This is a genomic window from Botrimarina colliarenosi (assembly GCF_007859955.1).
Lineage (GTDB): Bacteria > Planctomycetota > Planctomycetia > Pirellulales > Lacipirellulaceae > Botrimarina > Botrimarina colliarenosi.
In genome coordinates this window covers 1,963,828-1,989,836 of record NZ_SJPR01000001.1, presented here as the reverse complement: position 1 = coordinate 1,989,836, position 26,009 = coordinate 1,963,828, and the positions used below count along the sequence as shown (strand labels likewise).

General features: G+C 65.2%; 25 protein-coding genes. 13 read left to right on the top strand and 12 right to left on the bottom strand.

Going from position 1 to position 26,009, the window contains the following annotated elements; genetic code table 11:
• The first annotated feature begins 25 nt into the window (after window positions 1–25).
• Window positions 26–1,642: a glycoside hydrolase family 43 protein gene (locus Pla108_RS07905; RefSeq protein ID WP_146444315.1), complete on the top strand. Its 1,617-nt coding sequence runs from the start codon at window positions 26–28 to the stop codon at window positions 1,640–1,642.
• A gap of 261 nt (window positions 1,643–1,903) precedes the next feature.
• Here Pla108_RS07905 and Pla108_RS07900 read toward each other — a convergent pair whose 3' ends face one another.
• The 4 genes from Pla108_RS07900 to Pla108_RS07885 all read right to left on the bottom strand — a co-directional run bounded on the left by Pla108_RS07900 (window position 1,904) and on the right by Pla108_RS07885 (window position 6,757).
• A complete protein-coding gene (locus Pla108_RS07900; RefSeq protein WP_197526347.1) occupies window positions 1,904–2,308 on the bottom strand; it encodes a hypothetical protein in 405 nt (134 codons plus the stop codon).
• A gap of 146 nt (window positions 2,309–2,454) precedes the next feature.
• Window positions 2,455–4,392 carry a sulfate adenylyltransferase subunit CysN gene (gene cysN / locus Pla108_RS07895; RefSeq protein WP_146444313.1) on the bottom strand — a complete coding sequence of 646 codons (1,938 nt, stop codon included), beginning with the start codon at window positions 4,390–4,392 and terminating at the stop codon, window positions 2,455–2,457.
• A 132-nt stretch (window positions 4,393–4,524) separates the two neighbouring features.
• Window positions 4,525–5,439, bottom strand: coding sequence for a sulfate adenylyltransferase subunit CysD (cysD, locus tag Pla108_RS07890; RefSeq protein ID WP_146444312.1), 915 nt, complete (start codon window positions 5,437–5,439; stop codon window positions 4,525–4,527).
• A gap of 163 nt (window positions 5,440–5,602) precedes the next feature.
• Entirely contained in the window at window positions 5,603–6,757 is a 1,155-nt protein-coding gene (locus Pla108_RS07885) for a DUF1559 domain-containing protein (protein ID WP_146444311.1), read from the bottom strand.
• Between the two features lie 225 nt (window positions 6,758–6,982).
• Here Pla108_RS07885 and Pla108_RS07880 point away from each other — a divergent pair, with 225 nt between their 5' ends.
• From Pla108_RS07880 to Pla108_RS07870, 3 genes are all read left to right on the top strand, one after another.
• A complete protein-coding gene (locus Pla108_RS07880) occupies window positions 6,983–7,723 on the top strand; it encodes an FKBP-type peptidyl-prolyl cis-trans isomerase (RefSeq protein ID WP_197526346.1) in 741 nt (246 codons plus the stop codon).
• Window positions 7,724–8,276: 553 nt separating this feature from the next.
• Complete coding sequence (locus Pla108_RS07875) at window positions 8,277–9,947, top strand: hypothetical protein (protein WP_146444309.1); 1,671 nt, start codon at window positions 8,277–8,279, stop codon at window positions 9,945–9,947.
• A 198-nt stretch (window positions 9,948–10,145) separates the two neighbouring features.
• Window positions 10,146–12,395 (top strand): S9 family peptidase, encoded by a 2,250-nt coding sequence (locus Pla108_RS07870; protein ID WP_146444308.1) that lies wholly within the window; start codon window positions 10,146–10,148, stop codon window positions 12,393–12,395.
• A 289-nt stretch (window positions 12,396–12,684) separates the two neighbouring features.
• Here Pla108_RS07870 and Pla108_RS07865 read toward each other — a convergent pair whose 3' ends face one another.
• A complete protein-coding gene (locus Pla108_RS07865) occupies window positions 12,685–13,317 on the bottom strand; it encodes a hypothetical protein (protein WP_146444307.1) in 633 nt (210 codons plus the stop codon).
• Window positions 13,318–13,404: 87 nt separating this feature from the next.
• A complete protein-coding gene (locus tag Pla108_RS07860; RefSeq protein ID WP_197526345.1) occupies window positions 13,405–14,577 on the bottom strand; it encodes an AI-2E family transporter in 1,173 nt (390 codons plus the stop codon).
• A 322-nt stretch (window positions 14,578–14,899) separates the two neighbouring features.
• On the opposite strand from Pla108_RS07860, the gene Pla108_RS07855 reads away from it, so the two are divergent.
• From Pla108_RS07855 to Pla108_RS07825, 7 genes are all read left to right on the top strand, one after another.
• Entirely contained in the window at window positions 14,900–15,322 is a 423-nt protein-coding gene (locus Pla108_RS07855; protein WP_197526344.1) for a CsbD family protein, read from the top strand.
• A 100-nt stretch (window positions 15,323–15,422) separates the two neighbouring features.
• The gene (locus Pla108_RS07850; protein ID WP_146444304.1) at window positions 15,423–15,704 is read left to right on the top strand and encodes a hypothetical protein; all 282 of its coding nucleotides are present in this window, start codon (window positions 15,423–15,425) and stop codon (window positions 15,702–15,704) included.
• A 3-nt stretch (window positions 15,705–15,707) separates the two neighbouring features.
• On the top strand, window positions 15,708–16,214 hold the full coding sequence (locus tag Pla108_RS07845) for a hypothetical protein (RefSeq protein ID WP_146444303.1): 507 nt from the start codon (window positions 15,708–15,710) through the stop codon (window positions 16,212–16,214).
• The gene (locus Pla108_RS07840; protein ID WP_146444302.1) at window positions 16,211–16,399 is read left to right on the top strand and encodes a hypothetical protein; all 189 of its coding nucleotides are present in this window, start codon (window positions 16,211–16,213) and stop codon (window positions 16,397–16,399) included. The genes Pla108_RS07845 and Pla108_RS07840 overlap by 4 nt, the downstream gene beginning before the upstream one ends.
• Window positions 16,396–16,833 carry a phage holin family protein gene (locus tag Pla108_RS07835; RefSeq protein ID WP_146444301.1) on the top strand — a complete coding sequence of 146 codons (438 nt, stop codon included), beginning with the start codon at window positions 16,396–16,398 and terminating at the stop codon, window positions 16,831–16,833. The genes Pla108_RS07840 and Pla108_RS07835 overlap by 4 nt, the downstream gene beginning before the upstream one ends.
• A 29-nt stretch (window positions 16,834–16,862) precedes the next feature.
• On the top strand, window positions 16,863–17,063 hold the full coding sequence (locus tag Pla108_RS07830; RefSeq protein ID WP_146444300.1) for a hypothetical protein: 201 nt from the start codon (window positions 16,863–16,865) through the stop codon (window positions 17,061–17,063).
• 165 nt (window positions 17,064–17,228) lie between these two features.
• A complete protein-coding gene (locus tag Pla108_RS07825) occupies window positions 17,229–19,181 on the top strand; it encodes a PAS domain-containing hybrid sensor histidine kinase/response regulator (protein ID WP_197526343.1) in 1,953 nt (650 codons plus the stop codon).
• 41 nt (window positions 19,182–19,222) lie between these two features.
• Here the strand turns inward: Pla108_RS07825 and Pla108_RS07820 are convergent, their stop codons facing one another.
• The 5 genes from Pla108_RS07820 to Pla108_RS07800 form a co-directional block, all read right to left on the bottom strand.
• On the bottom strand, window positions 19,223–20,776 hold the full coding sequence (locus Pla108_RS07820; RefSeq protein ID WP_146444298.1) for a sigma-54-dependent transcriptional regulator: 1,554 nt from the start codon (window positions 20,774–20,776) through the stop codon (window positions 19,223–19,225).
• Window positions 20,777–20,877: 101 nt separating this feature from the next.
• Window positions 20,878–21,351 carry a DNA starvation/stationary phase protection protein Dps gene (gene dps, locus Pla108_RS07815; protein ID WP_146444297.1) on the bottom strand — a complete coding sequence of 158 codons (474 nt, stop codon included), beginning with the start codon at window positions 21,349–21,351 and terminating at the stop codon, window positions 20,878–20,880.
• Between the two features lie 87 nt (window positions 21,352–21,438).
• Window positions 21,439–21,849: a hypothetical protein gene (locus Pla108_RS07810; protein ID WP_146444296.1), complete on the bottom strand. Its 411-nt coding sequence runs from the start codon at window positions 21,847–21,849 to the stop codon at window positions 21,439–21,441.
• A 274-nt stretch (window positions 21,850–22,123) separates the two neighbouring features.
• On the bottom strand, window positions 22,124–22,579 hold the full coding sequence (locus tag Pla108_RS07805) for a DUF4112 domain-containing protein (protein WP_146444295.1): 456 nt from the start codon (window positions 22,577–22,579) through the stop codon (window positions 22,124–22,126).
• 59 nt (window positions 22,580–22,638) lie between these two features.
• Window positions 22,639–23,226: an exopolysaccharide biosynthesis protein gene (locus Pla108_RS07800; protein ID WP_146444294.1), complete on the bottom strand. Its 588-nt coding sequence runs from the start codon at window positions 23,224–23,226 to the stop codon at window positions 22,639–22,641.
• Between the two features lie 327 nt (window positions 23,227–23,553).
• Here Pla108_RS07800 and Pla108_RS07795 point away from each other — a divergent pair, with 327 nt between their 5' ends.
• Window positions 23,554–24,024, top strand: coding sequence for a DUF2383 domain-containing protein (locus Pla108_RS07795; protein ID WP_146444293.1), 471 nt, complete (start codon window positions 23,554–23,556; stop codon window positions 24,022–24,024).
• 411 nt (window positions 24,025–24,435) lie between these two features.
• Here the strand turns inward: Pla108_RS07795 and Pla108_RS07790 are convergent, their stop codons facing one another.
• Window positions 24,436–24,606 (bottom strand): DUF1328 domain-containing protein, encoded by a 171-nt coding sequence (locus Pla108_RS07790; RefSeq protein ID WP_146444292.1) that lies wholly within the window; start codon window positions 24,604–24,606, stop codon window positions 24,436–24,438.
• 463 nt (window positions 24,607–25,069) lie between these two features.
• Here Pla108_RS07790 and Pla108_RS07785 point away from each other — a divergent pair, with 463 nt between their 5' ends.
• On the top strand, window positions 25,070–25,639 hold the full coding sequence (locus tag Pla108_RS07785; RefSeq protein ID WP_146444291.1) for a PRC-barrel domain-containing protein: 570 nt from the start codon (window positions 25,070–25,072) through the stop codon (window positions 25,637–25,639).
• The last annotated feature ends 370 nt before the right edge of the window (window positions 25,640–26,009 follow it).

Below are 26,009 nucleotides of genomic sequence, written 5' to 3'. Positions count from 1 at the left end.
TAGCGAATTTCATCAGCGGGTACCGATGCGAATCTTACCCCTTCTGCTGCTGTGGTTGCTGCCCGCCGGCACGGTGTTGGCGGAGGACCCGCAAGCCGCCCCCTGGTCGCCAGACGACGGCGCCGGCGGCTACCAGAACCCGGTGCTGTACGCCGACTACAGCGACCCTGATGTGGCGGGCTTCGACGGCGATTACTACCTAACCGCGTCGTCGTTCAACTGCGTGCCGGGATTGCCAATCCTGCACTCGCGCGACCTCGTCAACTGGGAGCTCGTCAACCACGCGCTTCCGCGTTTATACGCGGGGAAGACGTTCGACACGCCACGCCACGGTGACGGCGTGTGGGCGCCGTCGATCCGCCACCACGACGGCTGGTGGTACATCTACTGGGGCGATCCCGACCTCGGCGTCTACATGGTCCGCACGCAGAACCCGGGAGGCGCGTGGACGAAGCCGGTCTTGGTGAAGCCGGCGCACGGCAACATCGACGCCTGCCCGCTGTGGGACGACGACGGACGCGTTTACATGGTGCACGCCTTCGCCCACTCGCGCGCCGGCGTCAACAGCCTGCTGACGGTGGTCGAGCTCAACGCCGACGGGACCAAGGCGATCGACAAGGGCTGGATCGTCTTCGACGGCCACGCCGAGCACCCGACGGTCGAAGGCCCCAAGTTCTACAAGCGGAACGGCTACTACTACATCTTCGCCCCGGCCGGCGGCGTCGCCGAAGGCTGGCAGATCGTCCTCCGCTCACGCCACGTCCGCGGCCCCTACGAGGTCCGCCGCGTCCTCGCGCAGGGAGACACCGCCATCAACGGCCCGCACCAAGGCGCGTGGGTCGACGCGCCGGACGGCTCGAGTTGGTTCCTCCACTTCCAAGAGAAGCAGCCCTACGGCCGCATCGTCCACCTCCAGCCGATGCGGTGGGTCGATGATTGGCCGGTCATCGGCGACGACCCCGACGGCGACGGCGAAGGCCAGCCGGTGCTGAATCACGCTGAGCCCGTCGCCGGCGGCCCCGTGAAGGTCCCCGCGACGAGCGATACGTTCGGCGGCAAGCAGCTCGGCCGGCAATGGCAGTGGCACGCCAACCCACGCAGCGAGTGGGCCTCGCTGACCGCCCGGCGCGGTTGGCTACGACTCACCGCCGCGCAGCTCCCCACCGGCTACCGCAACCTGTGGGACGCCCCGCACCTGTTGCTACAAAAGTTCCCGGCGCCGGCGTTCACCGCGACCTGCGTGATCGATCCGCGCGCGATGCAGTCGGGCGAGACGGCGGGCCTCGTCGTCATGGGGAGGGATTACGCCTACGTCGGCCTGAAGAAGTCATCGGGGGGCCTCTGCATCGTCCGCCAGACGTGCCCAAACGCCGAACGCGGGACGGCCGAAACGAGCGACGACCTCGTGCGGCTCGACGACAACGCCACGGTCGAGCTGAGCGTCGAGGTCCGCGACGGCGGCGTGTGTCGCTTCAGCGCCCGCTGCAACGGCGAAGCGTGGCCCGATCTGGGCGACGTCTTCCAGGCCCGCGAAGGGAAGTGGATCGGCGCGAAGGTCGGCCTCTTCTGTCAGGGCGAGGCATCGCCAGCGGGGTACGTCGACGTCGATCACTTCACGATCGAGGCGGATGCGGCCGATTAGAAACAAGCTTAGCTATCCACGATCCTTCCGTTGGACGAACCACGACGTTGGAGGGGAGCCCTAAGCGTCAGCGCCGGGAGTGGCGCCGTGTACCCGCTTCGACTCCCGGCGCTGACGCTTAGGGCTCCCTTTCTAATCGTGGTTGGCGGGCGCTTGTTGGATCAGACGACCCCGCGTTCTTCGAGCAGCTTCGCCACCTCGCGGCGCACTCTTCGAACGTCTTCTTCGTCGGCTTCAAAAAATAGGTCGAACCCACCGCGCTCAAGGCACGGGGCGCCGCAGTTGTTTTAGCAGCTCGGCAATCTCGCTGTGGCAACGATTGCGAGAGGTGATGACGAGACTTTCATCGGCCGGGATCCGGCGCAGAAAGGCGTCGTCGGACTTCCATTCATTGGAGTAAACTGTCGACGTAATCAAATCGACGAGCTCGTCAAAGTCACGATCCAGAACGTCGCGTTCGGCAGCATGGTCGATCGGTTGAATCAGGTCGCCGACCCAATAGACTCGCATCGAGACGGCCAGCGGGCCTTGGTCTTCGAGCGCCCGACGCATCCCGTAGTCGTAGCCGCCCAGATAGCCGGCGACGCAGGCGGTGAGGAACAAGAGGGTCGCGAGACCAAAGCGGAGAGCGAACCACCGCCGCCTTCTAGGCTTGGGGCCGTCCATCCTCAAGGTCCTTCCATTGGACAAACCATTTCGTGAGCGGGGAGCCCTAAGCGTCAGCGCCGGGAGTGGCGCCGTGTACCCGCTTTGACTCCCGGCGCTGACGCTTAGGGCTCACTTTCCAAACGTGGTTGGCGGGCCTTTTGGGATCAGACGACGCCGCGTTCTTCGAGCAGCTTCACCACCGCCGCGGCGCACTCTTCGAACGTCTTCTCAGCGGGCTTCACGACGAGGTCGGGCTTCGCGGGCGGTTCGTAGTCGAGCGAGACGCCCGCCAGGTTCTGGATCTCGCCCGCGTCGGCCTTGGCGTAGACGCCCTGCTCGTCGTTTTCGCGGCGCCATGCTTCGGGGGCGTCGACATGCACCACCAAGAAGCGGTCGGCGCCGACCACCTCGGCCGCTTTAAGGCGAACCGACTCCTGCGGGGCGACGAAGGCGGCGATCGTGATCAGGCCCGCTTCGTTGATCGTCTTGGCGACCTCGGCCGCGCGGCGGAGATTTTCGCTGCGGTCCTCCGCTGTGAATGACAGGTCGCGTGACAGGCCGCGACGCATCGTCTGGCCGTCGATCGCCACCACGGCGCGGCCCTGGTCGAACAGCAGCCGCTCGACCGCCGCGGCGATCGGCGTCTTGCCGGAAGCCGGCGGGCCGGTCAGCAGCACGGTCGCCGGCTTCTGGCCGTAGCGGGCCGCCCGTTCGTCGGCGGTGACGGCGCTGGCGGCGGCGATGAGGTCCTCGTTCGCCTCGGTCTCCCAGAGGTCGCCCTCGGCGGCGGCCGTCTTGCGGTCGAGGATCATGCCGGCGCCGACCGTGACGTTGGTCACCTGGTCGATGATGATGAAGGCGCCGGTCCCCTTGTTGTGCTTGTAGCCATCGAACGCAATCGGCGCGTTCAGCCTTAGTTCGCAGCGGCCGATCTCGTTCAGGGCGAGCACGGGCGTTGGGCTGCGGTGCAGCGTGTTGACGTCAATCTTGTAGCGGAGCGTGCTCACCCGGCCCGGCGTCAGCTTGGTGCCGTGCTTGATGAAGTAGTCCTTGCCGGGCGTCAGCGCCTTCTCGTCCATCCAGACGAGCGTCGCGTCGAACTTGTCGGCGACCGTCGGCACGTTGTCGGGCCGCACCAGCATGTCGCCGCGGCTGATATCGACCTCGTCCTCCGTCGTGATCGTCACGGCGAGCGGGGCGAACGCCTCTTGGAGATCGCCGTCGTAGGTGACGATCGACTTGACCCGGGTCCGCTTCTTGCTCGGCAGCACCATCAACTCGTCACCCGGCGAGATCTTGCCCGACGCGATCGTGCCGCAGAAGCCGCGGAAGTTGAGGTTCGGCCGATTGACGTACTGCACCGGCAGACGGAAGTCGATCAGGTTGCGGTCGCTCGCGATGTGTACGTTCTCGAGGTGGTGCATGAGGGTCGAGCCCTCGTACCATGGCGTGTTGGGGCTGCGGTCGATCAGGTTGTCCCCTTCCAACGCGCTGATCGGGATGAAGTGCTGGTCCGGCATATCGAGCCGCGTCGCGAATTCGCGGTAGTCTTTCTTGATCTGCTCGAAGCGGTCCTCCGACCAACCGACGAGGTCCATCTTGTTGACCGCGATCAGCACGTGCTTGATGCCGAGCAGCGAGACGATGAACGAGTGCCGCTTGGTCTGGGTCATCACGCCGTGCCCGTCGCGGGCGTCGACGAGGATGATCGCTAGGTCGCAGGTGCTGGCGCCGGTCGCCATGTTGCGGGTGTACTGCTCGTGGCCCGGGCAGTCGGCGATGATGAACTTGCGCTTCGCCGTCGAGAAATAGCGGTACGCCACGTCGATCGTGATCCCCTGCTCCCGCTCGGCCTTGAGGCCGTCGGTCATCAGCGCGAGGTCGATCTTACCCCCCGTGGTGCCGTGCGTGACGGACGCCTTCTCGATGGCGGCGAGCTGATCCTCGTAGATCATCTTCGACTCGTAGAGCAGCTTCCCGATGAGGGTGCTCTTACCGTCGTCGACCGAGCCACAAGTCAGGAAGCGCAAAAGCTCCTTGTTCTCGTGCTGCTCGAGATAGGCGTCGATGTCGGTCGCGATTAGATCGGATTGGTGGCTCATAGCATGGGCTTTTTAGACAGGATGAACAGGACTTACAGGATGCTGCTGGTGTTTCTCATCCAGTCGATCCTGTTAATCCCGTCTCGTATTTTTTCCTTCTCAGAGCTTTCTGTGGCTCTGTGGTGAATCAAATCAGAAGTAGCCTTCTTTTTTCTTCTCTTCCATCGAGCCCGCCTGGTCGTGGTCGATCACGCGGCCTTGGCGTTCGCTGGTGGTCGTGAGCAGCATCTCTTGGATGATCTCCGGGAGCGTCGTCGCTTCGCTCTCCACCGCGCCGGTCAGCGGGTAGCAGCCCAGCGTGCGGAAGCGGACCATCTTCTCCTCGACGACCTCGCCCTCTTCGATCGGCATGCGGTCGTCGTTGACGTAGATCAGCACGCCGTCCTTCTTGACCACCGGGCGTTTGGCCGAGAAGTAGAGGCTTGGGATCGGGATCTGCTCGAGGTGGATGTACTGCCAGACGTCGAGCTCCGTCCAGTTCGAGATCGGGAAGACGCGGATCGACTCGCCGCGGCTGCGGTTCACGCGGCCGTTGTACAAGTTCCACAGCTCGGGGCGTTGGTTTTTCGGGTCCCAGGCGTGGCTCTTGTCGCGGAAGCTGTAGACGCGTTCCTTGGCCCGCGACTTCTCCTCGTCGCGGCGGGCGCCGCCGAACGCCGCATCGAAGCCGTGCTTGTCGAGCGCCTGCTTGAGGGCGACCGTCTTCATGATCCGGGTGTGGACATCACTGCCGTGCGTGAACGGTCCGACGCCTTCTTTAATCCCCTCCTCGTTGCTGTGGACGATTAGGTCCCAGCCGAGGTCGTTCTTGATGTAGTTGTCGCGGAACTCGATCATCTCCTTGAACTTCCACGTCGTGTCGACGTGCATCAAGGGAAACGGCGGCTTGCCGGGCGCGAAGGCCTTCTCGGCTAGCCGCACCATGCAGGCGGAGTCCTTGCCGACCGAATACAGCATCACCGGGTTGTCAAACTCGGCAGCCACCTCGCGGATGATGTGGATGCTCTCGGCTTCGAGCTGCTTGAGATGCGTCAGGTTGTAGGACACGGCGCGGGCAGGGTTCGGAACGGGGGCGGGGCGCCACCAGCCCGAGAGGGGCCGGCGAGCCGGAAGCGTCAGCGCCCGGAGGGGGGTATAGTAGGTAGCCCCCCATCATCGCCCGCCGCTGGTAGGGCGTCCAGGCGCTGCAGAACGCGACCGCTGCGGCTCCTCACCGCGACGCCGTCGACCGATTGATCGCCTCGGCCAGCGTGTTGTCGCGGATATCGATCGACAACGCCATCACCACCGGGTCGATGTCGTCGGAGATAAACTCCACCCGCCCGTCGAGGAACGCCCCATTCACCCCCCCGGGGTGGAGGCTCCTGGGAGCGGCCGACTGGTAGCCTCCCAGGCCGACCGTGCCGAACGTGACCGGCGATTCCAGCCCAATCCAGGGATGGCACGGCATCCCATCGCGGACGAGCGTCATCCATTCGTCGCCACGCAGTGGCGGGCAGCGGACCGTCGTGTCCCCGATAATCTGCCCGGCGCCCTCGGCGGTGAACGCCTGAGGATCGACGAAGTTCGGCATCTGCGCTTTGTGCGCCAGCGACACGTCGAGGTAGTACTCCTGGGTCCAGCCCCCCGCGATCGTCTTGGCGTGGTGCATGTCGAGGGCTAGCAGGGACGCCCCGGTCCAGGCGAGGGCCCAGGCGCCTCGTTCGTCGCTGGTGCGGGGGTGCGTCCGCACCTCACTGACTCCGAGGGTTTTCCCCAACCCGTCGGTGATCCGCCGCAGCGAGAGCGGCCGCGCCAAAAAGGCGCCGGGGTAGACCAGTTGGGCGTCGGTGTGGTGCGGGGACGTATAAACGGCGTAATTCCCCTTGGCGAACTGCTTGCCTGCCGTGAGCTCCTCGTCGCTGAAAAAGCGCCCCGTGGCGGCGTCCGACGGGCAAGTCAGCGAGGCCAACGACACCGCTTGCGGGTCCCCAGCCTGCTCCAGGACGCTCTTGCCGAGGTCGAACCGATCGCTAAGCGGCGTCTCTCCTAGGTACGGGAGCAGCAGCACCGCCCAGCTGGTCATTTGCCCGTACCGCTGATCGACCGCCTCGTACGGCTCCTCGGCGTAGGTCTTCGAGAAGATGCCCACGAGCCCCGACGGCGGCAGCCGGCCCTCGGCCGACTCGTAGTTCATCGCCGCCAGCACGATCTGCTTCTGATTGTTCACGCACTGCGTCCGCCGGGCCGCTTCGCGCGCCGACTGCACTGCTGGCAGTAGCAGGGCGACCAGCACCCCGATAATGGCGACCACCACCAGCAGCTCGACCAGCGTAAAGCCGGTAAGCCGGGTCGAACGGTGGCGGCTGGCGTATCGAGGGGTCATGACGATTTCGGGGCCGAACCAATCCGGCCGGCGGAGCCCACCCCGGTTGGAGGCGCTCCGGTGGGAGGAGGAGATTCGCCCCAATTCTAACCCCGCGCGGCTTCGCTGGCGATCAATTGACGCCCTACGCGGCCCGGCGGGGCGTGTGTTAACCTACGGATTCCGCCGATGGTCGGCGCCTGCTGCCCCTTGCATCCCACCGCTATCCCTCCGAGAGTCTTCCCGATGCGTGTCGCCCTCGCGGCTGCCTCGTTTGCCCTCGCGGCGTTCCTAACCGCCGTGCCCGCCATGTCTCAAGAAGTCGAATTGCCGCCCCCGGGTGAGCCCGCTGGCCAGCCTGACGACGAAGCAGCCCGCTTCAACGAGAAAGTCGGTTACTGCATCGGCCTCGACCTCGGGCGCCGGCTCGCCGACGACGCGGCGCCGGTCGACCTCGGCGCCATCGTGGCGGGACTACGCGACGGCCTCAGTGGCGCGGAGCCCCAATTGACGGACGAGCAAGTCGCGGCGGTCATGGACCGCTTTCAACAACTCATGCAACAGAAGGCGGAAACAAAGATGGCGCAAGAAGCCCAAGAGAACCTGGTCCGCGGCGAGAAGTTCCTCACGGAGAACCGCGGCAAGGAAGGGGTCCAGGAGACCGATTCGGGCCTCCAGTACCGCGTCATCGAAGAGGGCGAGGGCGACTCGCCCGGCCTCCGCGACACGGTCCGCTGCCACTACGAAGGGACGCTCATCTCGGGCGAAGTCTTCGACAGCTCTTACAAGCGTGGCCAACCGGCCGAGTTCCCGGTCGGCGGCGTCATCGACGGCTGGACCGAGGCGCTGCAGATGATGAAGGTCGGCGCCAAGTGGGAGGTCTTCCTGCCGGCGAAGATCGCCTACGGCCTCCGCGGCGCGCCGGGCGCCATCGGCCCCAACGAGACGCTCGTCTTCACGATTGAGCTCATCGACATCGTTGACTGATCCCTGGTGACTGATCCCTTCCCTGGTGACTGATCACGTGAGTCGACTGATCTCCTGAGTCGACCGACCACCAGAAGAATCGCCCGCTTGCCTGTTTCGATCGATTGCCCGCTGGGCCGGCGCGAGAGCCGCGTCGGCCCAGCGGCCTAACGCAATGCGCGCCCTCCCGCCGCGACGCCCCCTACCCCTGGGCGTCGCGGCGGGGGAGGACGTTCGATTTGGGGAGCCGATCGTAAGGATCATTCCGAGATTTCTGTGATTTTTAGGCGCCAGAACATCGCCCCATTTGCTCCGATGGCCTAGCTTTTCGACTCACAGAACCGTTTTGTCGTATTCGGTCGTCGAATAGCGAGGCGACGTAAATGCCGAACGGGCAATGTGGGATATCTGGGTCGACGTTCATTGACGGCCAATCTAGGCAAGTTAGAATCGTGGCCCAGTGGGTAGGTGAAATCCGTCGGTAGATCGCTAGTTACGCGTTTTTCGCACGCTGGCTGCCTCACTAGACGTTTCGAAAACGCGTTTTTTTCATTCTTTTGGGAGGACACCCTCGATGCGGCGCACTTTGTTCGCCCTGCTTCCGGCAGTTGCACTGCTCGTTGCGGGCACACAGGCCATGGCCTGTTCGGATTGTGGCTGCAGCTCCGGCTGTAGCGAAGCGACGACCACCGACTGTGGTGGCGATTGCGGTGGCGGTTGTGACGGCGGTTGCGGTGGAGCTGCCGTCAGCAGCGCCGCCTGTGGCCCGACGATGGTCACCAAGACGGTCTACGTCCCGCAGCAAGTCACGGAGATGCGCACGGTCAACTCGACCGAGTACACCACCGAGACCCGCGAGCGGACCTACACGGTCATGACCCGTGTCCCGCAGACCGAAGAGAAGACCCGCACTTACACGGTCATGGTCCCCGAGACCAAGACCAAGACGGTCGAGTACACCGTCATGAAGCAGGTCCCCGAGACCAAGACCCAAGAGTACACGGTCCAGGTCCCGTACACCGAAGAGGTCGAGCAGACCTACACGGTGATGACGCAGGTCCCCGAAGAGAAGACCCAGACCTACACGGTCATGGTCCCCTCCTACGAGGACAAAACGGTTGAGTACACCGTCATGACCCGCGTCCCCGAAGAGAAGACCCAGACCTACACGGTCATGGTCCCCTCTTACGAGGACAAGACGGTCGAGTACACCGTCATGACGCAGGTTCCCGAAGAGAAGACCTCGACCTACACGGTTATGGTCCCCTACACCGAGCAGGTCGAGCAGACCTACACGGTGCAGGTCCCCTACACCGAGACGGTCGAAGCGACCCGCACGGTCACCAAGCGCGTCCCCACGACCACGATGAAGACCGTCCAGGTCTCGGGTGGCCACTACGAGACGCAGATGGTTGAGGTTGGTTGCGGCGGCGGTTCGTCGGCCGGTTCGGCCTGCGGTGGTGGTTGCGGCTCGCCTTGCGGCGGCTGTGGCGACTGCGGCGGTTGTGGTGAGTGCGGCGGCTGTGGCTGCGCCACCAAGACCGTCTGCCAGAAGGTCTGGGTCCCGACTTGCGAGACCAAGGAAGTGCCGGTCACGACCTACGAGTGCGTCACCGAAGAGGTGCCCTACACGTACAACGTCACCAAGTGCACGACCGAAGAGCGCACCCGCACGGTCAACGTCACCAAGTGCAAGGCCGAAGAGCGCACCAAGACCTACACGGTCATGAAGTGCGTCCCCGAGACCAAGACCAAGACCGTCAAGGTCTGCACAATGGTCCCCGAAGAGCGCACCAAGACCTACACGGTCATGAAGTGCGTCCCCGAGACCAAGACCAAGACCGTCAAGGTCTGCACAATGGTCCCCGAGGAGCGCACCAAGACCTACACGGTCATGAAGTGCGTCCCCGAGGAGAAGACCCGCACGGTCAGCGTCACCAAGTGCAACACCGAGACCCGGACTCGTGAGTACACCGTGATGACCTGCGTCCCCGAGACGATGACCAAGGAAGTCACGTACACCGAGTGCGTGCCGCAAGAGAAGACCGAGACCTACACGGTCACGACCTACTCGTGCGTTCCCGAGGAAAAGACCGAGACCTACACGGTCTGTGTCCCGACCACGGTCACCAAGGAAGTCCCGGTCACCGTCTGCAAGATGGTCGCCCAGGAAGTCACCGTCCCCGCCGCTGGCGGTTGCGGCGGTTGCGCCCCGGCGCCGGCTGCCGACTGCGGCTGCAACTGAGTTCGTAAGAACACCAGTCGCTACAGAGTGTGAATAACGACACGGGCCGGGCTTCCTTCGGGAATCCCGGCCCGTGCTTTTTTGCGCCCCGCCCCATGGCGACGGGCCCTCCTCGCACGTTGGGCGTCAATGTCGGAACCCGACGGCGCCGCGAGTTAGAGTGGGGGGATTCCCTCCTGCTCGCCAAAGAGGCCCGCGGTGCATCGCTCCTTTCAACGAATGACGGGTTGGCTCTTTGGTCTCGCTGCCACGGCGTCGATTGCCGCCGCTCAGGGGACCAAGTCCGACTACGACCGCGCCCTCTCGCTCGAAGCCAAGTTTGCCGAGCAAGTGACGCACGACCGCGTCGAGCCGCACTGGGTTTCGCCAACGCGTTTTTGGTACGCCGCCAATCTCGGCGCGGGGCGCCGCGAGTACTGGCTCGTTGACGCCGAGTCGGGCGCGCAGCAAGTCGCCTTCGACCACGCCGCGCTCGCCGGGGCGCTGGCGGAGGCGACCGACCGCGACCGCGACCCCCAGCGGATGAAGATCGATCGGATCGCCCCCGAAGGGGTCGACCGCCTCGCGTTGCGGATCGACGAGACGTGGTGGGATTGGGACGGCGACCAGCTCTCTCAACGGGACGGAGCGCCCGTGGCGGACGAGGTTCAACCGATGGAGCGCTCGGCCAACGAGCCAAGCGGACCCGGCGGCAAACCAAGCCCGCGCTCGCCCGACGGCCGCTGGCGCGTCGAGAAGCGGCTCGGGGCGCTCGTGCTCGTCGACACCGCATCGGGCGAGTCGTTCGTCAAAATGGCGGCGCCGCTTCGGGACGGGTCGTACGACGCCCGGGTCGCTTGGTCGCCCGACTCAACACGCTTCGTTGCTTGGGAGAACGTGCCGGGTGGCGGCCGCACGGTGCAGCTCATCGAGTCGTCGCCGGCCGACGAGCTCCAGCCGAAGCTGCACGAACACCAATACGACAAGCCGGGGGACAATCTGCCGTGGCGGCGTCCCCACCTGTTTGCGGTCGGCGACGCGGACGAGACGCCGCTCGACGAAACCCTGTGGCAGAACCCTTGGTCCGCCGGCGACCTCCGCTGGAAGCCCGACAGCTCGGCGTTCACGTTCGTCTTCAACCAGCGTGGCCACCAGGTCGTACGGTTGCTGCAGGCGGACGCGGCGAGCGGCGCGGTGCAGACACTGATCGAGGAAAGCTCCCCAACGTTCGTTCACTATTCGGGCGAGGGGAAGTGCTGGCTCTACCGGATCGACGACACCGACGAGGCGCTCTGGACCAGCGAACGCGACGGCTGGAATCACCTCTACCTGGTCGATTTGACGACGGGCGCCGTCAAGCGGCAGCTGACGCGGGGGCCGTGGGTGGTGCGTCGCGTTGATCATGTCGACGCCGAGAAACGCGAGGTTAGTTTCCGCGCGGGCGGCGTTCACGCCGACCAAGACCCCTATTACGAGCACCATTGTCGTGTGAGTCTCGATGACCCGTCTGTCGTCACGCTCACCGATGGGGACGGCAGCCACGAGGCGCAGTGGTCGCCCGACGGCCGTTGGCTGATCGCAACCTATTCGCGCGTCGACCTGGCGCCGGTGACCGAACTGCGTCGCGCGGGCGACGGCGGGCTCGTCGTGGAACTGCAGCGCGGCGACACGGCGGCCCTCGAGGCGGCGGGCTGGCGGGCGCCCCAGCGGTTTGTCGCGAAGGGTCGCGACGGCAAGACCGACATCTACGGCGTCGTCTGCCGGCCGACCAACTTCGACCCGGCGAAGAAGTACCCGGTCGTCGAGGAGCACTACGCCGGGCCCCACGCGTCGCACTGCCCGAAGCGCTTCGCCACCCTGCACCGCTCGCAACAGTTCGCCGACCTCGGCTTCATCGTCGTGCAGCTCGACGGCATGGGGACCGACCATCGCGGCAAGGCGTTCCACGACGTCTGTTGGAAGAACTTGGTCGACGGCGGCTTCCCGGACCGCATCGCTTGGCTGCGGGCGCTGGCGGAACACGAGCCGGCGATAGACCTCACGCGCGTCGGCATCCGCGGCACGTCGGCGGGCGGACAGACCGCCATGGCCGCGCTGCTGCATCACGGCGACTTCTATAAAGCGGCCGTTAGCAACTGCGGCTGCCACGACAACCGCACCGACAAGGTCTGGTGGAACGAGCAGTGGATGGGCTGGCCGGTCGGTCCGCACTACGCCGAGCAGTCGAACGTCACGCAGGCGGGCAAGCTGCGCGGCGACCTGTTGCTGATCGTCGGCGAGATGGACCGCAACGTGCCGCCCACCGCGACGCTGCAAGTAGTCGACGCGCTAATCAAGGCGGACAAGGACTTCGAGTTCCACTTCGTCCCCGGCGCCGGTCACGGGGCGGGCGGCACCTACACCGACCGCCGCACCTGGGACTTCTTTGTCCGGAAGCTCCACGACGTCGAGCCGCGGCGCGAGGAGTGAGAATCCCGCGTCGAGAGATCGCCGCGATTTTCGATCTTTTTTTGTCGCCGACCCCGGACGTCGAGCGAGGTCCTTCCAACAATTCGGGTTCGCGAACCTGGCCAATCCGTGGGTTGACCAGGTGCGCCCGGGAGTTCCCCTCCCTTTCAGGGAGGGGTTAGGGGAGGGTCTACGCGTCCCCTCCCGAAGCGTCGTCCTGTCCAAGCCGTCTAGGCACAGGAGGGATCCTCAGTGCTGAACGATCCCACCCTCCCCTAGCCCCTCCCTGAAAGGGAGGGGGATACGCGACTTACCCGTTGTGCGCGGTGGCGACGTACCGGCCCGTGCCGCGACCCAGGCGTTCGAACGTCGCCATCACCTCGCTGAAGTCGCCGGCGATTGGCGTCACCGCGTCGGGCGGCACGATGGCGACCGTGCCGGTCCACGGGTCGGGGCTGCTTGGAAGGTAGACGGTGACGCCCGCCACCGGGTCGCGTTCGACTTCAATGGCGATCCGCGTCCAGCCCGCCACGCGGGCGACCACGGGCTGCAGCGAGCCGGTCCCGAGGTTGCCGGTCAGCTGGTCCTTGAAGACGGCGTAGCGGGGGAACAGCATCGACAGGTAGCGCTCGGCCCGTTCGCTGAACCACTGCCCGAGCGAACGCCGCGCGACGATCCCCGCGACGAACGCGACCCCCACCAGGAGCACCAGCGAAGCGAGGAGGAGCAGCGCGTACGCCCCCGGCCCGAGCTCGGCGTAGGCGCCGATGGGGTCTCCCTCGTGATCGGCCAGGTAGCTCTGCACGGCTGAGACAACGCTCCAGCCAATCTGCACCGCTTGGGCGAGCAGCCATCCCACCGCAGCGAGCGGCAAGAGGAAGACGACGCCGCCAACGAGCGTCGTGCGGAGGAAGCTAAGGAGCTGGCTGACCCGTCGGTGCATCGTGGCGTCCCGGGAGAGAGGGAGGGGGGACGCCAGTATCGGGTCGAAGGGCTCGGTGAGACAAGCGAAGCGGCGCGCCGGTTCGACTCACTGCGACAGGAAGACGGCGACAGGCCGCGTCGTCTCGTAGCTCTCGCAGACGATCTTGGTCACCAGCAGCAGCGGCACCGCAAGGAAGACGCCGACGATCCCCCACACCCACCCGATCACGAACAGCGCCAGCAGGATCACGACGGGGTTGAGGTCGATCGAGCGGCCCAAGATGAGCGGCGTCAACACGTTCGCTTCGAGGCCGTTGGCGCCGAGATAGACCAGCGGCGCCAAGGCGGCGTGACCGAGCGACTCGAACGACGTGACCGCAACCGCCGACACGATGCAGGTCCCCGCGATCAGCCCGGCATAGGGGATGTAGTTCAGCAAGGCGGCGAGGACGCCCCAGAGGGCGGGGTTCGGCATGCCGATCGCCCACATCCCCAGGCCGATCACCAAGCCGAGCGCGACGTTGATAATGGTGATCGCGCCGAGGTAGACCGAGATCCGGTGTTCGATGTTCTTCACCATCGTGACGATGTCCCGTTTGCCACGCCAAGTCGGCACGATCTCGACCGCCTTCTCGAGGAAACGGTCGCCGGCGGCGAGCAAGAAGAAGAGCGTCGTTAGTGCGATCGCGGCGCTGGCGAAAAATCCCCCCGTGCTGCTGAGCATCTGCGTGGCGAGCGACGGCTGCTTGACTTGGACCACGACCGGCTTCGATTCGCCGGGGACCGCGGCAAGTTCCTCCACCTCTTTTTGCGCTTCCTGTAGCTGCGCAAGCGGGCGCGTCAGTCCGCTGAGTTTCTCTTGAATCGTGTCGAGTGTTTGTGGCGCGTGGCGAACCCACTCACCCGCTGGTCCGCTGAGCGTCGCCGACGCCAGCGCGATGATCGCGGCGAGGCTGACGAAGAGCAGGGTCGCCGACACCGCGTTGGGGACGCCCCACTTCGCCATCGCCGCTACCGGCGGGCGGAGGACGATGCTCAGCATCGCGGCGAGGACGATCGGGACGAGGACCGCCTTCGCGAAGTAGGCGGTGTAGAAGAGCGCCAGCAGAGTGAGGACCAGCAAGCAGGCCGACGACAGCTTCCACGTAAAGGGCTTCGACTTGGAGCGGCGTCGCGCGTGGGGCCGTCCCACCGTCCGCCCCCAGTAGGGGCGACGATCGGCGCGCCGCTGTTGCGCCGAGCGAGGTTGCGGCGCTGGGCGGGACGGGATGCGGATCATGCTTGGCTCGATTAATAGTAGGGCGCGCCTCCCGGCTGAAGGGGGGGCTCGCCGCGCCATTAGTGCAATCGCCGTACCCCCCGGATCGAGCCGCTGTAGCCGGACGTTTGACGCTTCTCGATGGCGCCGGATTGGTCATGTCGGAAGCCGGCGGCTGGTCACTTGACGACCAGAGTGGGCTGATGGCAACCATCGCATCTTGGCTCGGTAAGCCGATTCGCCTGAGGCCCGACGATTTCGATCGGCACGCAGTTTGCCCCACTTGTACCAAGCCGCCGGTGCGGCGCAATCCACCTGAAAACAATGCCCCTCGGAGGCGATGATGATCACGAAAGAGCAACTCAACGGCGGTTGGACGGAATTGAAGGGCCGGGTCAAGAAGCACTGGGGCGACATCTCCGACGACGAGCTGACCGAGTTCGAGGGAAGCCTTGAGGAGTTCGTTGGGATGATTGAGCGGAAGACGGGCGAAGCCCGGGGGGAGATCGAGAAGTGGCTGCAGCAGGCCCAGGATGGCGCCGAGCCGCTGCTGAATCGGGCCGCCAACTTCGCCCGGCACTACTCGGAAGACGCCGCCGATGCGATTTCGCACTCAGCCGCCGCGGCGAGCGAGCGCTTCAACGAGGGCCGCGCCGAGGCCGAGCAGATGGTCAAACGTCGCCCGATGGAATCGGTCGCGGTCGCCTTTGGAGTCGGTATCGTCGCCGGCGCCGTGGTTGGCTTGCTGGCGCGTTCGCGGACCTGAGCTTTCGCGGTAACGGTCCCGGCCAGCATTCCACCCTCTCGTCCCACCCCTCGCACCACGCCGTCTAGCGCGACCCCCCGGTCGCAGGAGAAACCGCGTCATGAACGACCCCCATCAGAAAGCTGCACAGCCCGGATGCGCGACAACCAACCGCGTTGAGGGCTACGTGCAGCGTCACCCCGAAGCGTCGATCTTAGCGTGCGTTGCGGGGGGGGCGTTGATCGGGATCGGGCTAACCGCGTTCCTGACGTCCTCTTCAACGCCGCCAAGGCGGAGCGCGACCGATCTCGCCGGCCACCTGGGCCGCCGGGTGCTCGACTCGATCGACAGCGTGACGAAGTCGGGTCTCGCGACCGTGCGTGACACTATCCACCGGGGGTGAGGCGTGGAATCGCGAATCAACGGCGCTTATAGCGTCACCCATACGAAGCTCGACCACGCCACTCAGACTCAGGCGATCCGTGAGGAGATGGCGCGCGTCCGTAGTCGGCTGCACACCGATGTCGAGGCGACAAAAACGCAGATCAACCACGCCTTCGACTGGCGTTCCTACGTCGAGTCGTACCCCCTCACGTGCGTCGGCGTCGCTGCGGCGGTCGGTTACTTCCTCGTCCCCCGTGGGCGGCCAGTTGTCGAGCTAACCGACAAGCAAACCGCCCTCCTGAGCAAACTGGCTCGCACCGCCTCGAAGGGCGGCGGGGGAGCGTCCAGCACGTCGACGTCGCCGTGGTCAGGCTTGCTGGCAGTGGCCGGCGCGGCCGTCCTCCGGTCTGCGCTCGGCGCCGTTACCGATCGGGTGCTGCATCCGGGCGGAGCTACGTCCCCCGGGAGCGCGTCGCCCGCCTCGGCGGCGGGACCCGCCAACGAATCCACCAACGAGTCTTTCCAATGATCCACATCCCTAAGCAACCCGTGGCCGCGGTCGAGGCGTTCTTGCCCGCCGACTTCTCGTCGTCGGCCGACGCACTGGCGGCGAAAGGCTCGCAGGTGCGCGACTTTGTCGTCCGCCGGCCCGAGGCGTCGATCGCCATCGGGTTGGTTGTGGGCCTTGTGATCGGGGCGTGGTTTAAACGATGAAGACTCCTTCCTCTCCCACCGCCGAACGGTCGGCCGAGAGCCCCGTCGGGCGTGCGATTTCCTCGGTCGTCGAACTCTTGACGCTGAACGCCAAGCTGCTGGCGGTCGAGGCGAACGCGTCAGCGCACTCGCTGAAGATCGCGGCGGCGGTCGGCGCAGCGGCGGCCGTCGCCCTGCTTTCCGCCGGGCCGCTCTTGTTTCTGGCGCTGGCGGCGTGGCTCCGCACCGCGCAAGGGTGGGAGGCCGCCCCCGCGCTCGTGTTCTCTGCCCTGATCGCGTTGGCGTTCGCAACGGTGTGCGGCGCTGTCGCGTGGCGCTACGCCAAACAAACCGCGGGCTGCGTCGCCTTATCGTTCGGCGAATTGGCGGAGAACCTTCGCGCACTCGCTGGTCAAAGCTCGGAGAGCGCTCCGACACCCCCTCACCGACACTAGACTTTCACCCCGGCTAGGAGAAACTTCCCATGTCGACTGCGACCGACTACAAGCAAAGCGCCGCCGAACAGCGTTCCGCTGTTTCGTCGGCCCTCGAGACCCCCGACGGCGCGACGCCGCCCGATCTGACGACGTACCTCGTCTCGTACGCCAAGGCCCATCCCGATGTGGCGGCGCTGTGGTGCTTCGGAGTAGGATTCGTGCTCGGATGGAAACTCAAGCCATGGTAGGCCTCCCGCGTCCCGAGGACGAAAGCACCCTTTTCACTAGTCGGTGATCTATATCTGATGGAATCTGAGCGGCCAACGACGCGCGACAACAAGAATTCCGAGAGTGCTAAAGAGGAGAACGGCGGGGCGACACGGAAACCCGTGCGGCCCGCCGAGCGGCCTGCTTTGCATGGTGACACCGAGCTCTTGTCCGCGGTGGTCAAAGGTTGCCGCGACGCGATCATCGTCTGTACGAACGACGGTGAGATTGTCACTTGGAATCCGGGCGCGGAGTCGGTCTACGGATGGGAAGCCGACGAAGCCATCGGCAATCACGCGTCCATAACGGCTCCGCCCGAGCGACGCGAAGAAATCGATATAATCGCGGGCGCGGCGCGACGCGACGAGTCGACGCCCGCCTACGACACGGTGCGCGTGCGCGCGTCGGGGGAGGCTTTCCCGGCTTCGATCGTAGGCTTCCCGGTGAAGAGCCCCGGAGGCGAGATTGTCGGCTTCGCGACGATCGAGCGGGACGTCTCGGACCGCGTCAACACGGCGGACGCCCTGCGGAAGGCGCTCGCCGACGCGCAATTGGCGAACAACGCGAAGAGCCGCTTCCTCGCGAATATCAGCCATGAGTTGCGGACGCCCCTCAACGCGATCGTGGGGATGACCTCCCTGGCGATCGAGGAGGAACTGTCGCCCCTTGTGCGGGACTACCTCGAGACGTCTCGGGACGCGGCCGACACGCTGTCGATGTTGGTCAACAACGTCCTTGATTACTCGAAAATCGAGTCGGGCGAGCTCGAACTCGACGTCGCGACCTTCGCACCCGACGAACTGGTCGCCTCGGTCGTCCGGGCCTACGACCCGGTCGCCTTGCAGAAGGGGATCACGCTAAGAAAGATTGCGCCGGCGGACCGCGGTCCGCTCATCGTGAGCGGCGACGCGGTCAGGCTCCGCCAGGCGTTGTCGAATCTGGTCGACAACGCGTTGAAGTTCACCGACAAGGGCGAGGTTTCGATCGAGTTCAAAGTCTCCTCAGCGGACGATCGGAATTGCGAGATCGAGTTTCGCGTCCACGACACGGGCGTCGGCGTTTCCGACTCGAACCTCGCGATGATTCTCGCCCCGTTCACGCAAGCGGACGGGTCGTCGACGCGGCGCCACGGCGGCGCCGGACTCGGGCTGGCCGTCACGCGGCGGCTGATCCACTCGTTTGGCGGCGAGCTCTCGGTTGAAAGCGAACCGGGACAGGGGAGCTGCTTCTCATTCATCGCCAAGCTCGCCCGCGCCGAAACGCCCACCACGTTCGACGGGGCAAAAGCCCGCGTGCTCGTTGTGGAAGACACCCCCGCCAACCGGAAGCTGCTCGACCGGGTCCTGAGCAAGAAAGGGCACTTCCTCGTCTACGCCCACAACGGCGCCGAAGCGATCCGAGAGTACCAGGCGGCCGAGTTTGACATTGTCCTGATGGACGTGCAGATGCCTATCATGGACGGACTCGAGGCGACGCGTGAGATCCGCGCGATCGAGCGCGAGCGGGGCGACGGCAAAGTGGTCCCCATCGTTGCGATGACCGCGCACGGGATGCGCGCCGACCGTCAGCAATGCCTCCAAGCGGGGATGACGGATTACCTTTCCAAGCCGATTGATTTAGGACGACTCACCGCCGTGGTAGAACAAGCCGCCCAGGGCCTTTCAGGTTCCGAAGAGAAGCGTTCAGCGCAAGAGGAGACTTCGGCGATGGCCGACAAGCCGACTAGCGTCCAAAACGGAAAGCCCGAGCCGATCGATCTGCGGAAGGCGCTCGACCGGCTCCGCGGCGACGAAGCGTTGCTCGCGGACATTATCGGCTTTTACCAGCGCGACCACCTCGACCTCTGCAAGCAGGCCGACGCCGCCCTCGAGCAGGGCGACTGGAACGCGCTCTCGAGAGCGGCCCACAGCCTCAAGGGGCTCGCGTCGAACTTTGACGCGCAGGGCGTGGTTGACTTGGCCGCCGATCTCGAGTCGTCCTCCCTGAAGGGTGATCGCGAATCTCTGACGCCTCAGTTGCGAGAATTGCAGCAGGCGGCGGTCGTTCTTTCCGAACGCCTCAACGGCTGGCTTGCCGAGCACCGCGCCCCGGACGCGTGATGGCTCGCCGGACATCGGTTCGCCGGTTCGCTTTCGCTTGCTCATTCGTCATCGTCGCCTGATTCAGCGGTTGCGACAGGTTCAGTCGCGCCAGCCGAGGGGGCGACGTCGATCGTCTGTCCGATCTGGATGCCGTTGCCGCGGATCTTGTTCCGCAGGCTGCCGCGGGTGATGCCGAGGATGCGGGACGCCTCGGACTGGTTCCCCCCGGTGTGGGTCAACACCGCGGTGAGCAGTCGCCGCTCCATGTGGGTGAGGGCTTCGGCGTAGAGGTCACCGGAGGGATCGCTCAGTCGCCCAGTCACGAAGTGGTCGAAACCGTCCGCCGCCCCGTTCTGCGACGCCCTGTTCGGTTCAGGCGATTGCGACGACTCATGTGGGGCCGCCGTTTGCCGGGGCGCCCCCTGGCTCGATCGGCGCGCGATCGGCGGACCGATATCGGTCGGCAACGCCGACGCCAGCAGCACCGGTCCCGAGCAGTGCAGCAACGACTGCTTGACGACGCTCTGCATCTCACGCACGTTGCCCGGCCAGTCGTAGGCGAGCAGCCGTTCGAGGGCGTCCGGCGCGATGCCTTGGACCTCCATCCCCAGCTCGCGGTTGAAGCGGGCGAGGAAGTGCTGCAGTAGCAGGATCCGGTCGTCCCCCCGTTCGCTGAGGGCGGGGAGGTACACGGTGTAACCGTTGAGCCGGTACATCAGGTCGAGCCGGAACTCGCCCTCTTCGCACATCTCTTCGAGATCGCGGTTGGTGGCCGAGATGACTCGGACGTCGGTCTCGATCGTCTGGTTCCCGCCCACCCGCTCGAAGCGTTGCTCCTGCAAGAGGCGGAGGACCTTGCTCTGGACGAGCGGCGACATGTCGCCTACCTCGTCGAGGAAGATCGTGCCGCCGTGGCACTGCTCGAACTTGCCGATGCGGCGTTCATGCGCGCCCGTGAAGGAGCCTTTCTCGTGGCCGAAGAGCTCGCTCTCAAGCAGCGTCTCGGAGAGGGCGGCGCAGTTGACCGCAAGAAACGGCCCGCCCGACCGGGCGCCGTGTTGGAACAGCGCCCTCGCGACGAGCTCCTTGCCGGTGCCGCTCTCGCCCCGCACCAGGACGGGCACGTCTTGCGGGGCGACCCGTCCGATTGACTTGAAGACCTCTTGCATCGGCGCGCAGCGGCCGATGAAGGCGTCACCGCTCTCGTCGGGCTTGAGGAGCGTGTGCATCGCGACTTTGACGTTCGCGAGCCGGCGAGACTCGATCGCCTGGTCGACGAGCTCCTCAAGCCGGGCCAGGTCGATCGGCTTCTGCAGGTAGTCGAAGGCGCCGTGCTTCATCGCCTCGATCGCGGTGTCGCTCGACTCGGCGGCCGTCACGAAGATGACCGGCAGTCTCGGGTCGCGCTCGCGGATCAGCTTCACCGCTTCGAGGCCCGAGATATCGGGGAGCATCACGTCGAGCAGCACCGCGTCGGGCGGGTCCCGCTCGATTTCATCGAGCCCGTCCTGCGCCGTAAACGCGCTGGTGACGGTCACGCCACGGTCGCCGAGCACCTTGCTGACGAGGTGGTGGACCGTTCGGTCGTCATCGATCGCCAGGACGCGTGGCATAGCAGGTTGAGGTTGTGGGGGGTGGCGGTGAAATGGCGGTCGCAGGCGGAGCGGCGATCGTCTCGATTGGCGGGCCGCGTGGCAAGCCGCCCGCCGCGGACTCAGCCCTCCTGGGCCTGCACCATCCAAAGGTGCTTCTCGAGCGTGGCCGAGACGCCGATCAGCAAGTCTTGCGAGATTGGGTCGGTTTTCTCTACGGCGTCGATTGCCTTGCGGAGCCCCGCGATCGTCTGCTCCAACCGGTCGGCGACGTGGGTGACTACGGTCGAAACCGAGTGGAGGCCCGCGGGGAACTCGTCGATTCGCGACGCGGCAGCGACCGCTGCGGCGCGGCCCTCGGCCGGCTCACCGAGGGTCACAATCCGTTCGGCGACTTCGTCGGAAGCGGCGCGGGCCGACTCGATGATCTCGTCCAGCTGCAGGTGCACGGCGCGGAAATTGGGACCGACGACGTTCCAGTGGGCCTGCTTGCCCTGCAGGGCCAGGTCGATTAAATCGACGAGGCACGCTTGCAGGCTTTCGATGGTCTTGGTGCGGTCGGCGCCTTCGACAACGTGGCGGCGTAAAGGTTTCATTTGCTTCTTGATCCGAAGAACCGCCGAGGCGGAGAGTTGTAACAGCAATGGAGGGGTCGGTCCGTCAAGCTCGCGGCGGGCGTGAACTCACTCTTGGTGGTCGCGCGCCAGCAGGACAGAGAAGCCCCCCATGAGCAGAAAGAAGTACCCGATCAGCACCCCCGCAAAGGCGAGGATGGTTGTGGGGACATCGAAGCTGACAAAGGTCGGCAGCCCAATCGCTTGGGACAGGAACGACCCCGAGGCGACAAGGGAAATCGGTCCCGCCACCAGCAACAGCGCAGCGCCCGAGGCGAGCAGCGTGATGGTCCGCAGCAGCGCCCCGAGTCGGTTGGATTGGCGCCGCCAGCTCGCGGGAGTAGGCGATGACGCTTCGGGGGAGTTCAGTTCAAATCGGCGCCGAGGCGTCGCGGGGGCGGAGGACCGCCAGGCGCCGCTTCCATCCGACCCCGCCAACGCGGCGAAGTGACTTGCGATTCGGTTGTGACCGGGTTGCATGATTGAGTTCCTGATTCGAACACCGCCTGCCTGCCCGTACCATGAGCAACCCCCGTACCAGCAGACCGGGAATGCTCGATCCGGCCGCAAAAACGGTCGCTTCCCAATAAACCACTGTAGAACTTGGTCGCTGAGAGACCAGTCAGGTTGCTTTCGGACCGGATCAGACCAGGCCGAGCAGCAGCTTGGACTGAGATCGGTCGATTAGTGATCAACGAGGGCGAAGACCGAAAGCTAGCAGGCGCCCTCTAGCGGCCTAGATGGCGACACCCGCTCAACGGACGGCGCGGATGCCCGTGTAGGGTCGCGTCGGGGGGCCGCCGGTCGAGGGGAGAGTCCCCGCTTGGACCGCTTTATCGCCTGCGGTGAGCTCTCCGTTGGCCATCGCCTTACGGAGCAGTTTCGCGTTGCGGCGGTTGCAGCGGAGGAAGATGTCCGCGACATCGCCGACACCGGGGATGGCGCCGACGACGGCGTCGATCCCCACATTGAACGCCATACGGAGAAGGAGCCCGCGTGGCGAGCCGGCCTTCCAGGCGTGGTAAATCGGCATGCACGCCATCGCGGTGGTCGCCGCGTCGCCGACCCCCGGGATAAGCCCGATCAGCGAGTCGAAGCCGTAGCCCACGCCGGTCCCGGGAATGCGGAACCGGTTATCAAGAAAGCGGGCCCAGCGCGCCGCTTTATTGAGGTGGTGGTGCGCCTTCTCAGGAGTTGGCGAGTTGGTCATCGGGACGCCTGTTCCTTAAAAAACAGCATTCACAGGGGATTACTAAGACGGCAGCCAACTCAGAACGGCCAGACGACGACAAGGCCCGCGGCGTAAGCAACGAACAAGGCATGCCCCACAAGGATGACGACGCCGTCGTCCGCGGTGAGGCCTAGCGCCAGCACGGCGATGACCAGCGAAGGGAGCGTGGCGCCGAAAGGGACCAACGCAAGCGGATAGAGCGTCGCGGCGATGAGGAGGACTTCCACCGCGACAAACCGGGCCGCGACGTCGCCTGTCAGGAGGGTCAACCGGCGATGCAGCAGGGCGTCGATCCGGCTTAGATAGGGCCCGAAACGGTCCTTGGCCGAAGTCAGCCTCGACTTGTCGAAACTCATCGACTCGATCTTGTCGGGCGCCCAGGGATGCTCGGCTCCAAACAGCAACTGCACCGCGACGAGCGAGAGGAGCGACGCGAGAACGACCGTCATGCCGGGGATCCCGCCGATCGGCGAGGCGGCAATCAGGGAGATAGCTAGCAACAGCGGACCGTAGGCGCGGGTGCCCAACGCGTCGAAGATCTGGCCGAGCTTGACGGAGCCGTCCTCGGCGCTGTCGGCGACTTTATCGAGGAGTTGAGTCGTGTTGCGGGGCGTCGCGACAGACATGCGGATAACCTTTTTTGTGGGGAGGCGTTTCGGCCGTTTTGACGTTGGATTGGCGACGATCTCACGCTTATCCCCCGCCCCTTCAGGGGGAGGGTCTAGGGGAGGTGAAGACCCGGACGCCCGCTACTGGCCGGACAGGGGGCAATTCATGCGCCGTTGCCGCCGCGAGAGCCCGCTCGCCGTCACCTGAACGTGCCGCCACCAGCCTGCGCCATCCGAGGCCGCTTTGCCGACCGGAACGGGCCGATCTTGCGTAAGTTGCCTACGGCACGGGACTTGCGGCTAGTAGGTTTCTAACTAGATGCCGCCTTATTAAGGAGGAGCACCATGGCGCCGCAACTATCGCCGCAGCCGACCGCCAATCGCAATCATCGAGAAAAACAAGACATCGCCATGCTGCACCGCTTGGCGTCCGCTTTCGCAATCAGCGCCGAGGGGTTTGATTCCGTCGCCGCCGACTTTTGGAACTGGCAATCGCCGGCCGACTTCGCCCGCCTCTCGATTGAGCGCCAGCGGGCGACGTCCGAGTTGCGCAGCATCGCCAGACGATCGGGCCCGCCCCCACAAGCCGCGAAGATGTGGCTGGCCGGGCATCTAAGGAACTGGTTGGCGGTCCGCGCCGCGCTCTCGTCGGGGAACGGCGATTCGGTGAAACGAGAGGTCCGCCGAGCCGAACGCTTCTTCCTGGAAAGATGCGAAGCGGCGCACGAACGGATGCCGGCGACCGCCAACCGCGAGGTGGTGCGGCGACACACCGGTTCGATCCGGCGGCTTCTGAAGGCGATTGGGGAAGGCTGAACGACGTTCCCTCCACTGGCCCTCCACTGGCGTTGCCGCTGCCGAGTTACTGTCTCGGTACGCCATAGTGATCGCAGTAGTACTGGTGCGGGCCGACCGATGGGTACAGAGCCGCCTAGCGCGCCGACCAGATGGGACGCATTTTCTTAGCGCTGCCCGAGGCTAGCGCCGACGGCTCAAGGAATAAATTCTCTCTTTGAGCCATCGGCGCTAACCGCGGGCAGCTAATTCTTCTTCCTGGCGTCGGTCGATGTTTTCGACGCTCCTAACGCTTCTGGTTCGATGGGCCCTGCGACGGGATGACCGCCAGGGTGGGCATTAAAAAAGGCCCGCCCAAAACAGTGGGGCGGGCCTCATCCGTCGATACTCAAAACCAACACGAGTCGTCGCGTCGATCGCTCGTCGTCACGCTCAGACCGAGCCGCCGCGGAAACGCGGGACAATCAAGCTCACAATGAACAGCACCAGGAACACGAAGAATAGAATCTTGGCGATGCCGGCCGAAGCGCCAGCGATGCCGCCGAACCCGAGGGCGGCGGCGATCAGTGCAATGACCAAGAACGTTAAGGCCCAACTCAACATGATTAGTACTCCCAAAGTTGTGCGGGTCGACGTGGCGTCTGTCGTAGCCCGGCGAATGGCAAAAGCGGCGTGGCCCGCGGCCTCGCACGCTAGGGGAGTGGTGCAAAGGCTATGCCAGTCGCCTTCAGCGACGGGTTTTGCCGCCTCGAAAGGTTGCGAGGGCTTCACCGCGATAGAAACGCCCGGCCGGTTGGTCGGTTCGCGTCCAAGCTGAGCCGAAGCAGAGCATCCGCGTCGGAGACGCAGCCGCTTTTCGGCCACTCGGTATCCGCACGCTCTCTGAGACGATCAACGGAGCCTGCCGCGGTAACGGTAGTGGTTCAACCGTCAAAGCGTCGGTGGGTTCACCGGCTGGCACGGCGTTCGCATCAGGTGGGGCCGAGCCACAAAAAGGGGTTCGTAGCCTATCAGCGCTCGGCGAGAGCGTGCGAACCCTTCAGCGATCCCCTCAAGGAGTCCACCGATGAAACGCTCTCTCTATGTTGCTACCGCTATTGCTTTTGGTTTGAGCACCTTCACGATTCAGCAGCTCGCGTCGGCCGACGTCAACGTCCAGGCGGGCCCCGCCCACGTGCAGGTCGACACGAACCGCAATCGCGCCAATCAGAACCAGGTGCAAACCGACAACGATCGTCAGCAAGACTCGGACTATGACTACGCCGACGACGCGACCAAGTCGGACACGATCCTCCGCGCTAGCACAGTGATCGGCTGCACGGTCTACAACAGCAACAATGAGTCGCTCGGTTCGATCGACGACGTTGTGCTCGATGCGAAGACCGGCAAGATCAACTACGCGGCGGTCTCGATGGGCGGCTTCCTCGGTATGGGTGACGATCTGTACGCCGTCCCCTGGTCGGCCCTGAAGTGCGAGAACCGTGACGGCGAGCATGTCTGCGTGCTTAATGTCGACAAGGAACGCTTGAGCAAGGCCGAAGGCTTTGACCAGGACAACTGGCCCAACATGGCCGACCGTTCGTGGAAGATGAAGAACGACCAGGTTTATTCGGGTCGCGTCGGCGTCAATAACTGATCGACGTCGTTTGCTATCTCGAGGATCTCAAGCCGCCGGGGGGCGTGTCCCCCCGGCGGCTTTTTTATGCGTTCAGGTTTTATGCGCTCAGGCCGAGCTGCCGCGTTAGAGCGTTGCCCGTCATGGTGAGGCGAAGCGCCGCACTACTCAGGGGAATTGCGGCACTGAACCAGCCGGACGCCATCGATAGCCAACACGCGCTCGCCAACTTGCGTGGTTGAGAAACGATCAGGTCGCTTTGGCGCCGCTCAATTCCAACGTGGCGGATGACGCCCGCGGGCCGCGGGGAGGCGATTTCCTGCGGGGTTGCCAACGCCCCTCGCCACGCACCGAAGTTGGCATGCCCGTTGCTCTCTAGAAGGCCGAAGTA

Bases quoted from the DNA above. Each gene is read 5' to 3' on its own strand.
- Pla108_RS07790 (WP_146444292.1), bottom strand. From the start codon at position 24,606: ATGTTGAGTTGGGCCTTAACGTTCTTGGTCATTGCACTGATCGCCGCC.
- Pla108_RS07860 (WP_197526345.1), bottom strand. From the start codon at position 14,577: ATGATCCGCATCCCGTCCCGCCCAGCGCCGCAACCTCGCTCGGCGCAA.
- Pla108_RS07795 (WP_146444293.1), top strand. From the start codon at position 23,554: ATGGCGCCGCAACTATCGCCGCAGCCGACCGCCAATCGCAATCATCGA.
- Pla108_RS07885 (WP_146444311.1), bottom strand. From the start codon at position 6,757: ATGACCCCTCGATACGCCAGCCGCCACCGTTCGACCCGGCTTACCGGC.
- Pla108_RS07855 (WP_197526344.1), top strand. From the start codon at position 14,900: ATGATCACGAAAGAGCAACTCAACGGCGGTTGGACGGAATTGAAGGGC.
- cysN (WP_146444313.1), bottom strand. From the start codon at position 4,392: ATGAGCCACCAATCCGATCTAATCGCGACCGACATCGACGCCTATCTC.
- Pla108_RS07905 (WP_146444315.1), top strand. From the start codon at position 26: ATGCGAATCTTACCCCTTCTGCTGCTGTGGTTGCTGCCCGCCGGCACG.
- Pla108_RS07820 (WP_146444298.1), bottom strand. From the start codon at position 20,776: ATGCCACGCGTCCTGGCGATCGATGACGACCGAACGGTCCACCACCTC.
- Pla108_RS07875 (WP_146444309.1), top strand. From the start codon at position 8,277: ATGCGGCGCACTTTGTTCGCCCTGCTTCCGGCAGTTGCACTGCTCGTT.
- Pla108_RS07850 (WP_146444304.1), top strand. From the start codon at position 15,423: ATGAACGACCCCCATCAGAAAGCTGCACAGCCCGGATGCGCGACAACC.
- Pla108_RS07830 (WP_146444300.1), top strand. From the start codon at position 16,863: ATGTCGACTGCGACCGACTACAAGCAAAGCGCCGCCGAACAGCGTTCC.
- Pla108_RS07900 (WP_197526347.1), bottom strand. From the start codon at position 2,308: ATGGACGGCCCCAAGCCTAGAAGGCGGCGGTGGTTCGCTCTCCGCTTT.
- Pla108_RS07835 (WP_146444301.1), top strand. From the start codon at position 16,396: ATGAAGACTCCTTCCTCTCCCACCGCCGAACGGTCGGCCGAGAGCCCC.
- Pla108_RS07805 (WP_146444295.1), bottom strand. From the start codon at position 22,579: ATGACCAACTCGCCAACTCCTGAGAAGGCGCACCACCACCTCAATAAA.
- Pla108_RS07785 (WP_146444291.1), top strand. From the start codon at position 25,070: ATGAAACGCTCTCTCTATGTTGCTACCGCTATTGCTTTTGGTTTGAGC.
- Pla108_RS07800 (WP_146444294.1), bottom strand. From the start codon at position 23,226: ATGTCTGTCGCGACGCCCCGCAACACGACTCAACTCCTCGATAAAGTC.
- dps (WP_146444297.1), bottom strand. From the start codon at position 21,351: ATGAAACCTTTACGCCGCCACGTTGTCGAAGGCGCCGACCGCACCAAG.
- Pla108_RS07810 (WP_146444296.1), bottom strand. From the start codon at position 21,849: ATGCAACCCGGTCACAACCGAATCGCAAGTCACTTCGCCGCGTTGGCG.
- Pla108_RS07865 (WP_146444307.1), bottom strand. From the start codon at position 13,317: ATGCACCGACGGGTCAGCCAGCTCCTTAGCTTCCTCCGCACGACGCTC.
- Pla108_RS07840 (WP_146444302.1), top strand. From the start codon at position 16,211: ATGATCCACATCCCTAAGCAACCCGTGGCCGCGGTCGAGGCGTTCTTG.
- Pla108_RS07880 (WP_197526346.1), top strand. From the start codon at position 6,983: ATGCGTGTCGCCCTCGCGGCTGCCTCGTTTGCCCTCGCGGCGTTCCTA.